The 10,927-nt window shown below is 52.6% G+C and carries 8 protein-coding genes, 1 tRNA gene and 2 rRNA genes; all 11 read right to left on the bottom strand.

Features of this window, described 5'->3' with window-relative positions; translation table 11 throughout:
• Position 1 precedes the first annotated feature (1 nt).
• The gene (locus ABJV08_RS15670; protein ID WP_348036995.1) at positions 2-694 is read right to left on the bottom strand and encodes a glutathione S-transferase family protein; all 693 of its coding nucleotides are present in this window, start codon (positions 692-694) and stop codon (positions 2-4) included.
• A 49-nt stretch (positions 695-743) separates the two neighbouring features.
• The gene (locus ABJV08_RS15675; RefSeq protein WP_348036993.1) at positions 744-1,919 is read right to left on the bottom strand and encodes an MFS transporter; all 1,176 of its coding nucleotides are present in this window, start codon (positions 1,917-1,919) and stop codon (positions 744-746) included.
• A 61-nt stretch (positions 1,920-1,980) separates the two neighbouring features.
• Positions 1,981-3,138 (bottom strand): alpha/beta fold hydrolase, encoded by a 1,158-nt coding sequence (locus tag ABJV08_RS15680; RefSeq protein WP_348036991.1) that lies wholly within the window; start codon positions 3,136-3,138, stop codon positions 1,981-1,983.
• 4 nt (positions 3,139-3,142) lie between these two features.
• The gene (locus tag ABJV08_RS15685; protein ID WP_348037474.1) at positions 3,143-4,045 is read right to left on the bottom strand and encodes a VOC family protein; all 903 of its coding nucleotides are present in this window, start codon (positions 4,043-4,045) and stop codon (positions 3,143-3,145) included.
• Between the two features lie 22 nt (positions 4,046-4,067).
• The gene (locus ABJV08_RS15690; protein ID WP_348036989.1) at positions 4,068-5,183 is read right to left on the bottom strand and encodes an FAD-dependent oxidoreductase; all 1,116 of its coding nucleotides are present in this window, start codon (positions 5,181-5,183) and stop codon (positions 4,068-4,070) included.
• A 3-nt stretch (positions 5,184-5,186) separates the two neighbouring features.
• Complete coding sequence (locus ABJV08_RS15695; protein ID WP_348036987.1) at positions 5,187-6,185, bottom strand: MBL fold metallo-hydrolase; 999 nt, start codon at positions 6,183-6,185, stop codon at positions 5,187-5,189.
• A 12-nt stretch (positions 6,186-6,197) separates the two neighbouring features.
• The gene (locus ABJV08_RS15700; protein WP_348036985.1) at positions 6,198-8,540 is read right to left on the bottom strand and encodes a TonB-dependent receptor; all 2,343 of its coding nucleotides are present in this window, start codon (positions 8,538-8,540) and stop codon (positions 6,198-6,200) included.
• Positions 8,541-8,803: 263 nt separating this feature from the next.
• Positions 8,804-9,706: a LysR family transcriptional regulator gene (locus ABJV08_RS15705; RefSeq protein ID WP_348036983.1), complete on the bottom strand. Its 903-nt coding sequence runs from the start codon at positions 9,704-9,706 to the stop codon at positions 8,804-8,806.
• A gap of 533 nt (positions 9,707-10,239) precedes the next feature.
• Positions 10,240-10,316 (bottom strand) — tRNA-Met (locus ABJV08_RS15710).
• A 132-nt stretch (positions 10,317-10,448) separates the two neighbouring features.
• Positions 10,449-10,563 (bottom strand): 5S ribosomal RNA (gene rrf / locus ABJV08_RS15715).
• Between the two features lie 173 nt (positions 10,564-10,736).
• A 23S ribosomal RNA gene (locus ABJV08_RS15720) occupies positions 10,737-10,927 on the bottom strand; the annotation flags it as partial.

Below are 10,927 nucleotides of genomic sequence, written 5' to 3' on the forward strand. Positions count from 1 at the left end.
TTCACTTCTTTGATTGTGGCGGAGCAAAAGCAAGACCGCGCGCGGAAAGCTGCTCCTCCGCGCGTGCCTCATGCTGAAGTGCTGCCTTGGCCGAAGGCCGCGCGTTGGCACGTTCAAAATGACCTACAATGTTGGGGAATATTGTCGGGTCAAAACCTGCACCGGTAATCCGAAACCATATCCAGGCCAGATAGGCATCTAGGATCGACCAGCGCTCCCCCAGAAACCAATCTTGCTCGCCCAGTTGCGCCGCAATTGGTGCCAGTTGGAGCTGGATAATCTCTTCAGCCTTGCTCCGCACCGCGGGAGACGACACAGGATCCGATAGCATCATGCCCGGCAGGACAAAGCGGGTGACAAGAGGATGTAGATCTCCTGACATCCGGAAAAGTGCGGAAACGACCTTAGCATCAGCATAAGCATCTCCAGACAGCGGCAACAACCCGGCTTCTGGACATTTCTGGGCAAGATAGAGCAAAATCGCTCCATTTTGCGTCAAAATACCCGATTCTGTTTGCAGTGCCGGCACCTTACCGGAAGGATTGATCGCCAAATATTCTTCCGACCGGTGCTCACCAGCCATGAAGGCGATCAGCTTCGTTTCGAACGGTTGCCCGGTTTCCTCAAGCGCCGTCAAGGACACCCGCGCGCAAGTCAAAGGCGCGAAGTACAGTATCGGTGATGGTCCGGTCATGCCGCCTCCAATTCGATCGGCAGCGCGCCTAAAGCGCGCAGCGTGTTGTTCAAACGGCGCTCCGACGCGTTAGGACCAGCGCGACTATTGCTCCCGCTGCAATCACCACGGCATAGGCCATGAAGGCTTCCGCAAAGCCGCCTGTAAATGGAATGATAGAGGCAGTGACCAGCGGAGCAACAAATTGTCCGAGGAAGAAAGCGCCTGTCCACATGCCCATACCGCGTCCGCGCATTTCGGGAGGTAGGCAATTCATGGTCCAGGTCAACATGTTGGGCAGCAACATCCCGGCACCGATACAGGCAACAATGCTAGATGCGCACAAGGCATAGAAGCTCGTCGTCATGCTGATTCCAAAATAGCCAATGGCCGCAAGAACCAGACCGACGAGAAGCAAGCGTGGACCGACATTCTTCTTCAGCTGGTTAAAGAGAATAGAGCCAGCGCCCACTGATAGATTGGTCAACGCTCCAACCAAACCAATGGTCGCCGGAGAAACTTCGCCTGACAGGCCCAGGATTGGGCCGAGCTGGACGATGACAGAGTAGAAAATTATGCCAACGCCAATCGTGGTCAGGATCAGCGGCAATACCGCTTTGATGGGAAATTTTACGCGTTCGCCGTCTGTGTCCGTCGACTTGACGGTTGGTTCGAACAATATCGTCGCCGCTGCCAGCGCAATCGGGATAGCCAACAGATAGAGAAGGAAAGGCCCGCGGGACCCCAATAGCTCACCGAGGCCACCGCCGACCGCGATCAGAACAATGGCGGCAACACTGCCAAAGCCGACCTGGAGTGCGATCCATTTTTCCCGGCGTGCGCCTTCGAAATAATCTCCGATCAACACGGTGGCTACGGTCATGATCACGGCCTCTGTGATGCCAAGCGCAACACGTGCACCAATGATCTGGAACAGATCGTCCAGAAACCAAGGGATAATGCCAAAGCCGGCGTATAGTACTAAAGCGCCGACCAGCAGATGCTTGCGCCCCAATTTGTCCGACAACCAGCCCGCCAAAGGCGAGAAAAGCGCAACGCATAGCGCCGGGATCGTGAGCGCCATGGGAACCAGAAACTGGCTACCGCTAACGCTGCCAAATTCCTTGAACAGAAGCGGCAAGACGGGAATGAGGGACGTTATCGCCATGATCGGCATCATCGCTGCAAGAAGAATGACAACCCCATGTCGTGTGGCCCCGCCATAAGCGCTCGATTGCTCTTTCATATTTTGATCCCTTCTCGCATCTTCTTGCCTGCGCAGCAGCAGGCCATTTCAGTCTAATCTACTATCCGGTTTGCCCACCCAGTGTTTCAGAAAACCAGTCGGACAGCAAATCACGGCCATATGACATATTGTCCGCGCCGACATGCTCCACCCCGCCTTCGCGGTTGGTGAAGATGACCTTCTCGCGTCGGGGACTATTGACGAGCTGGTCGTAAAGGTCATGGGCGTAGTTGACGCTGATCTGACGATCGTTGGAACCGTGCGTCACAAGGAAAGGAACTTTGATTCCGTCCATATGGCCGTTGAGGTTCATGGTGGCTGACTTTTCTAGAAAATCCTCCTGATCTTTCGCGCCAAAGGCCCAATGCACATGCGCCCAATAATGGGGCACAGGATTCTCTCCTTCGCGTGCCATGCGCTGGTCCTGAACTTCGCGCCAATTGTGGTTGGCACCCCATACAGCGCCGCTGGCAAACCGCGGTTCATAAGCCACGGCGCGAGGTGCAAAATGGCCGCCCAGCGAGATGCCCGTCATGCCGATCTTGCTCGCGTCTACATTGTCTTGCGTCTCCAGCCAGTCGACCGCCTTAGAGGCCCAGCTTTCTGAATGGGGATCAACTGGCAAGTTCTGCAATCGCAACGCTTCACCCGTTCCGGGCTGGTCGACACAAAGCGTGGAAATGCCGCGGCGTGCCAGCTCCTCTGGCAAGCGCGTCCAATATAGCAGCTCCTTGTTGCTATCGAGACCGTTGCAGAACACCACCGCCGGCTTGCGTCCGGCGCCGGGTGCCTTCGTCCAGATCGCGGGCATGGTTCCGGTCCCGAGTGCAATCTCGACCCGCTCACGATTGAGCGCCCCAAGCGTCGTTGACCGGTCAAACGTCTCACGCGCCTTCGCAAATGTCTCGGTCCGCCCCGGGTGCCCATGGCCCTGCATGCGCTCTGCCGTGAACAGATAGAGCGATGCTCGCTCCAGCTTGTTGGAAGCGGAAAAATTGCGCCCCTTGGCTTCATCCTCCGCAGCCAATTCGATCAGCTTTTCGCCCATTCCGGCCCATTGCTTCATAAATTGCGGTAGGCCGGCTTCTGCACCGTTTGCAGATGCATCCTTAATCGGTTGGCACATATCGATGACTTCACCAATTTGCGCGCCGCTTTCCATCGCAATCGCGACCGAGAGGTTCCAGATATAGTTCGGAAAATATTCAAATAGAGCCATGGAATCAGACCTCAGAAGGTTGGAAGAGACAAGGATCGGCTGCTGGCTGAGGCATGGTCTGTGGACCGCCTACGCCAATGCCCCATTGATCCATTATCTGCGGGCCAGGTTCGTGAACGGTCGGCGTCTGGGTTTCAAAATCCACTTCTTCAAGCTCGGAAGTATATTCCACAGCAAAGCCGGCTGGTGTGGTGAAATAACTAAACGTGTTGTTGCCCGCAGTATGGCGCCCCGGGCCCCATTTTATATCAGTACCGCGTTTGCCCAATCGATTGGCCCCGCGCATCATGTCATCCAAAGTCAGCATATCATAAGCGACATGGTTCAGGCACGGCGGCCCCGGCAGAAAAGCAATGCGATGATGCGCGTCGTTGCAACGCAGGAAGCACATGAAATCACCAAGCCAATCGCTAACCTTGAAGCCAAGGACATCGGTAAAGAATTTGACCGCTGCTTTGTGATCGGGCGAATGCAAAACAATATGACTGATCTTCAGCGGCATCCCCTCCCAACGCTCCATTTTCCGTTGATCGCCGCGTGCGACATCGGATGAAATTTCAAACGGCAGTCCGTCGGGCGAGAAGAAACGGAATCCATAGCCGCCCCCCGGTGAATCGAGATCGCGAGGTTCGTGAATGATCTTGCAGCCTGCATCACCAACCTTGGAGCGCAGCGTGTCTACATCCGCGCGGCTTTCGGCCGCCAGCGCCATGACTTCTACGCAATCGCTGTCCCGCTTGTGCAAACGGACAACATGATGTTCGTCGTGGCCATGCGTCTTGAACCAGGCCATGTCATCCGTGCTTTGCACTTCTGCCAGCCCCCAATCGTCCGCATAGAATTTGCGTTCAGTGTCAAAGTCTTTGACACCGTATCCCACATAGCGAATTTCGGTCACTCGACTCATCATTCAGTCCTTAGAATTATATTTAAATAGGCTGCGAAACGACGCCAAACATCTCGCCGGTCGCCGCGGCTTGATCGACCAATGGCCCCTTGCCTATTTGCCCATGACAAATGGCGAGCGATTTCTCGACGATATACTTGCAGCGTTCAAAACGGCGATCACGATAGGCTTTGAAGGCCTCGGACGGGGTGTCATGGCTGGAAACCTCTTCCGCGAGGACCAGACTGTCTTCAATCGCCATGCCTGCGCCCTGCCCCAAATGCGGCGTTGTTGCGTGGACAGAATCTCCCAGCAACACAACGCGGCCGCTGTGCCAGTTGCCGTACAACATCATCTGGTCCATCGGCCGATAGACAACGCCTTCATCGTCGGTGATTCGAGCCGCCAATTCCTGAATTTGCGGCGGCGCAGCAGATAATTTATCCTTCATCGATTGAGCGATCCCGGACTTTTCATAGAATGGCTTACCGGGTTCCGGCGTCGTCACATACATATACATCAGCTCGTTGCTGATCGGCACCAGCCCGATGCCGATCGGACCATTATAGGCGTGCAAAGAATTGAGGTCCCTTGGCCGTTCAAAATTGTAACGCCAAACCGCCTGACCGGTAAATTCAGGCTTTTCCGCATCGGGCATAATCATCTGACGCGTGTCTGAATAGACTCCGTCTGCCCCAATCACGATGTCAAATTCTTCGATCTTACCATCAGAAAAACCGACCCGAACATAGTCTCCTTGATCTTCGATTGTATCGGCAACAACCCCAAGGCGCACATCGGCACCGGAGCTGATCGTCCGGTCACCCAGAACCTTGTGCAGGGCCGGTCGACCGATCCCGACATTGGCCGGATAGCCTTCGACCAAACGCGGCGCGGGAACTTCCGCGACCTTGATACCTTCTGGCGTATGGATAGCAACATTATCAAAAGGCACACCGGCAGCCAGATAATCATCCAGAAGGTCCAGCTCGTCCATGGCTCGGATAACGTTCGATTGCTGAATGATCCCGACGCCATAGACGGCCCATTCAGGATCTTTTTCAATTACTGTAACTCTGTGTCCCTTGCCTCTTAGCGCTATAGCAGAAGTTAGACCACCAATGCCGCCTCCGATGACTAGAATATTCAGATCATCCATCGATCAATAGACGTCCATATCATTTGCGATGATCACTGGGCCTTTATAATATTCCGCAATTGTCTTCAGATATTCAAAAAATTTCGGATTGCCGGGTTCGGCGCCGGCAAAATGGGTAACAACAACGGCCTTTACCCCGGCGCGAGCAGCCATCTCTCCCACATCTTTGGGAAGCAAGTGATGCTTGGTCAGGTGGGATTCCATGTTTTTTGCGGCTGGCGCAGGCAGTTTGGGATTGTTACGCACAACCGCAGCAACAATAAGTGGCACATCCATCATCTCAACAACCAGCAAATCAGCATCCTTCGCCAATTCTTCTACTGCGCTGCTGGGTCCGGTATCGCCCGTATATACGATGGAACGCCCGGGCATATCAAATCTGTAGGACAAGGCTTGAAACCGCTTTGCCAAATCGCTGCCAGGTATAAAACTATAATGCGTATTGCTCCGCACCGACAGTTTCATTCCATCAAGGTCAGCTTTGGCACCATCGCGCAGCTCGACTACCTCGATGCCAGCCCGGTGATCCTTTGGCGGCGCCCCTGGCACACCGTAATTGGCCGTCGCACCCGGTGTCATTGAGTCCAGAAGACCATCGACCAATTGCTGTGTTCCTGGCGGACCATAGATGGTTAGAGTCTGCCGCGCGTTCGTCTGAAACCGCAGGCCCAAAATCGCCGCCAAGCCCCCAGTGTGGTCAAAATGCAAATGGCTGATAAACACGCCATCCAACATCGCGGTTTGCATATTTGCCTTTGAAAGCTGGCCTGCGGCCCCATCCCCAACATCTACAAGATATTTCTTGCCGTTAAACTCGAGCAAGTTGGCTGGTTGGGAACGCGTCGGTATGGTTACGGGACCGCCGCGTGTCCCTAGCGTGATCCATTTGCCAGCATCAGCGGCGACGGCGTCTTCACTTGGCGCCTCTGCGTGATGCTTAGAATGACCAGGGATGGCAGCCAGTGCAACTGCACTGGCTATCACTATTTGCATTAGGCGCATTTTGGTTTCCTATTAAAAATTGAAACGGACCGAAGCACCCCAGTTGCGCACCGAGTTCAGATCCCAGTTCTGGAAGGTTGAAGACACGCCACGCTGCGCAGCGTCGCCCGCCCATATTGTAACACCAGTCGGGCGCACTTGATTGAAGCAGTTCCGGCAGAAAAGTGAAAAGCGCACGGACTCTGATTCAACGCCGACACTGGCACCAATATAGTCTGCCGTCGGGATTGCCGTTGTTGGATTGTTACTGACATCAAAATTCAGCGATGAACGGTGATACCAGTTAGCACTTACAAAACCGTCCAACGCTTCGCTGACACCAAATTCATACATAGCCTGAATCGTTGACGTGAAGCTTGCTGAAGCCGGCAACGGTTGCCCCGATGCATCAAAGGTGTTGTTTGGTCCACAACCAGGTTGGGCCGGATAACATTCAGCACCGAGAAACTCTGTGTAAACCGAGTCCAAAATTGATGCATTAGCATTGATTGTCAGACCCTCGGCAGGACGCAGGGTAAGCTGCGCTTCGACACCCTTACTTTCAAGCGAACCGGCATTTTGCAGCAAGAACGTGTTGAACTGCACGTTGAATGACTGCGCCTGATAGTCGTCATATTTGGTCAAGAATGCGGACAGGTTGAAGGTAACCAAATTGTCAGCAAAACTGCTCTTGAAGCCCAGTTCAAACGTCTCTGCGGTTTCCGGAGCAACCTGGTTGGGCACGGTTGATACAAAGACATCGTTGAAAGCAGGACCTTTATAACCCGTCGCATAATAGCCGTAGAGCATGACATCATCACTAACGTCGAATTGAGCACCAAGCTTATAACTAAAGTTTGTGTTCGAAGCTTCTTCGACGAATGTCCCCGGGTCAGCAATGGGAACGAAATAGTTGAATAGCTGCTGTTGGACAGAAGTGATGTCGATCTTGTCTCGCGTGACACGGGCGCCCGCAATCAACGTCAAGGCATCAGTGACATCAAAATTCAGCTGCCCAAAGGCGGCAAAGCTTTTGACGGTGAAATCCGTCGAGGTATCCCGACCAATGAAGAAGTCATTGCTCACATTGCAGTTTGGCGGCCCCCCAGGACTTACAACTGGTGGATTTATACAGAAGGGGAAACCGGATCGCACCGGAACCGGGAGGTTCTGAAATCCTGCGAGCGCACGATCATCAGTCTCGTCGGCCTGATAATAATAAAGCCCAAGCTGGCCGTGCACTCTGTTTGTATCAGGAATGGAAAGCCGTAGTTCGTTTGAGAACTGGGAGAAGTCCGAATCAATCCGGTTGAAATCCAAATAGGCGCCAGTGGTCCGATCGGAATCAAGATTGGAGTTGGTTTTCAGGTTTTTATACGCTGTCACGTTGATGATTTGCCAATCGTTGGGCAACGTATAGGCAATTGTTCCCTGAATACTGCTGATTTGAGTATTGCGAAAAGTGTCCCCATTTTGCGCAATAAAGAGATTTTCGGGGCCAGCAGTAATGCCAGCGGCATTTATCTGATCAACGACTCTACCGGCTGGATCAGCGAGGCGATAGCTATCAAGAAACCTCCCGCTTGTTTCAGCATATTCACCGATCAGATAGATTTCAAGATTGTCACTCGGCTCAACAAGCAGCTTCGCCCGGATGCCCCAATCTTCCTTTTTGTTATCAGTCAAACCCGTACCGATTGACTTCACGATGCCGTCTTGATGCGTATAGCGGGTATTGATCCGTAACGCAGCGCTGTCGCCAAGCGGTGCATTGACCGTGCCGCGCAAAATAACGCCATAACCTTCATCGGGCGTGGTGTCGCGCAGGTTTAGTTCCGCTTTCACAAAACCTCCAAATTCCCCAAGCTCAGGCCGACGGGTTACGATGTTAAGCAGGCCAGCAGAGGAGTTTTTGCCAAACAACAAACCCTGCGGTCCGTTCAGGACTTCGACCCGCGCCACATCGTCAAATGCACCAAGGGCTAGGGCGGTCCGGCCGACATTTACATCATCGACTGCAAAGCCAACACTTGATTCCACAGTAGGCGTGATAGCCAGGGTCCCGATCCCACGGACGGAGACATTGTCACTAAAACCCGAAATTTGGACCGTTGGCGCGGCAAGGAAGATTTCCGAGGCCGAATTAATGTTGCGATCTGCAAGAGTGTCCGCAGTAACCGCAGTCAGCGAGACTGGAACATCCTGGATGTTTTGCGAGCTCCGTTGAGCAGTCACGATAATAATGTTAGGATCATCAGCCTCAGCACTATCGGTGCTTTGAGCGGCCACTGGCGAAGCGAACATCGCCGAGACAAGTGCAACTGAGAGCGCTGCTTTAGACGCAGACGCAGACGCATTGGACATATGGAACTTCATAACTTTCCTCCCCTTGGATTGTGATTCTTCACCGCGGTTTCACGGCATTTTTCTTATTTTTGTGAATAAGCCAGATTCACAAATTGGAAAAACCACTTTCAAGAATAGTAATAATCATTTTCGCTAATAGTAAAAATCATTTGTTTATGTCAATAATCATAAATAGTATTTATAGATGGATTTTGACGATCGCACAAAACGCAACGGCACCAGTTCATGATTTTCCGGAAGCCGGCACTCGTCTATACTATATAGTGTAATAATCAGGCTGAGCGCCGGACAACCTGCAGCAATTGCTGTCGCAACCAGATCACAGCCTCGTCCCGTTCTCGACTGGCATGATATTGCATCATTTCCTGCATGACTGGTAAATCGATGGGCGGCTCGGCTATTGTCAACGAAGCGGCCGGCGCTACTATTTTGGCCAACCTTTCGTGCATCAATGCCAGTCGCATTGTGCCGGGTATCAGCCAGGGTGCCTGAATAAACGATGGAGCGGTAATTTCTATCCGCCGCTCCCTGCCTTGGGCTTCGAATTCCCGTTCTATAAAACTGTTTCGATGACCGATCTGAACAGCAACATGACCGCTGTTCAAAAAGCCTTCCACCGTCAACGGCTCACGCATCAAAGGATTGCCTGACCAGCCCACGACCACATGCCGTTCTTCAAAAAGAAGTTCCCGGGGGTGATCAGAAACGAGGAATTCCTCAGGACTCAAGAGCAGATCAATACCACCATTTGACAATTGCTCCATCGAATCATCGCTGGGGAGAGAAATGTCTAGGCGGATATGGGGCGCTTCTCGTTGCAATATTTCTAGAAACGGAACGATCACTACAGTGGTAATATAGTCAGATGCCGATATCCGGAAGAGCCGATCGGACGTTGCCGCTTCGAAGCCTCTGCCGCTGGCGATCAATGTCCGTAGATGCATGATGGTTGCAGACACCCGCGGCGCTAGAGCAATAGCATGGGCCGTCGGAACCATTTTCTTGCCATGTTGCGTCAGAATATCATCCTGAAAGGAAGCTCTCAACCGCTTCAACGAAGCACTCATCGCTGCCTGGGTCACATTAAGCCGTTTTGCGGCCCGAGTAACATTACGCTCCTGCAATAGAACATCAAATGCCACCAATAGGTTGAGATCAAAATTGTCTAAGCGCATGAACGATAGATATCAGTTATCCTAAAAGGCACAAATGAAAACTCGAGCTTAAGAATTTAGGATTTGGCGCTATGATCCAAGACAATCATGTTTATCTTCATGCGAATGAAGCCGCCTCTCTCTCGCACCGCTAAGGGTAAAATCTATGATCACAGGCAGGCCGCTTCTCTTGTCGATGGGCACAGTGTCTTCATCGGCCTGCCAAACGTTCCGACGGCTTCCTGCGTAAACAGGGCGATCGGGAACGGCCGTTCAATTGTCTCCGGACTTGTTTGATCATGCGATGTTGGGGCTCCGTCCTGGCCGGATTGGCGGTTATTGCCTGACCCGGCGAAGCTCTAACGGCAATTGCGCAGACATACCGAGTCGATGGCCAATTTAAGAGGGATACCTAGAATCGATTTGGACGCTAAACAATTGAGCCTTCCTGCAACAAAACGCCTGATCACAGAGATTATTTAGCATTGCGCAAACGTAAAGAAGCCTCACTGCAACCAGCGAGGCTTGTAAAACATTGATCAATTTTAGCTTGTTGGTTGCGGGAGTAGGATTTGAACCTACGACCTTCAGGTTATGAGCCTGACGAGCTACCGGACTGCTCCATCCCGCGCCAACATTTTGAACCGGTAATAGCCATGTTCAAAAATCAAAAAAGCGGCCCGCCCGTATGAGGGACAGGCCGCTTTTGAAAAAGTGAATGGGTTGTTTCCTCGTGACTACATCTCCATGCGCCTGCTGCAATGCCTGGCGACGTCCTACTCTTCCATGCCTTAAGACAAAGTACCATCGGCGCAACCTGGTTTCACGGCCGAGTTCGAGATGGGATCGGGTGGGGCACAGGCGCTATGGCCACCAAGCAATGAAGCAAGCGCATAAGCTGTAATCACGGGTCTTTTAATCGATGTGGTAAGATCATGCTCGGAATAACGCCCAAGCGGGTGAAATCCGTGCATGTTGACCATGGGCCGAGCTTAATTGTCCGTTCATCAGACAACATGCTTTCCAACATTGTTGTTGATGGCGGGATTCTACAAGCGCGAATTGAGTAATTAGGACTGGTTAGCTTCACAGGTTACCCTGCTTCCACACCCAGCCTATCAACGTGGTGGTCTTCCACGACTCTATGATAACTTATCTCGAGGGAGGCTTCCCGCTTAGATGCTTTCAGCGGTTATCCCGTCCATACATAGCTACCCAGCAGCACGCCTGGCGGCATGACTG

Origin of the sequence: Parasphingorhabdus sp., from assembly GCF_039982395.1 — a bacterium.
Lineage (GTDB): Bacteria > Pseudomonadota > Alphaproteobacteria > Sphingomonadales > Sphingomonadaceae > Parasphingorhabdus.

Bases quoted from the DNA above. Each gene is read 5' to 3' on its own strand.
- ABJV08_RS15670 (WP_348036995.1), bottom strand. From the start codon at position 694: ATGACCGGACCATCACCGATACTGTACTTCGCGCCTTTGACTTGCGCG.
- ABJV08_RS15675 (WP_348036993.1), bottom strand. From the start codon at position 1,919: ATGAAAGAGCAATCGAGCGCTTATGGCGGGGCCACACGACATGGGGTT.
- ABJV08_RS15680 (WP_348036991.1), bottom strand. From the start codon at position 3,138: ATGGCTCTATTTGAATATTTTCCGAACTATATCTGGAACCTCTCGGTC.
- ABJV08_RS15685 (WP_348037474.1), bottom strand. From the start codon at position 4,045: ATGAGTCGAGTGACCGAAATTCGCTATGTGGGATACGGTGTCAAAGAC.
- ABJV08_RS15690 (WP_348036989.1), bottom strand. From the start codon at position 5,183: ATGGATGATCTGAATATTCTAGTCATCGGAGGCGGCATTGGTGGTCTA.
- ABJV08_RS15695 (WP_348036987.1), bottom strand. From the start codon at position 6,185: ATGCGCCTAATGCAAATAGTGATAGCCAGTGCAGTTGCACTGGCTGCC.
- ABJV08_RS15700 (WP_348036985.1), bottom strand. From the start codon at position 8,540: ATGAAGTTCCATATGTCCAATGCGTCTGCGTCTGCGTCTAAAGCAGCG.
- ABJV08_RS15705 (WP_348036983.1), bottom strand. From the start codon at position 9,706: ATGCGCTTAGACAATTTTGATCTCAACCTATTGGTGGCATTTGATGTT.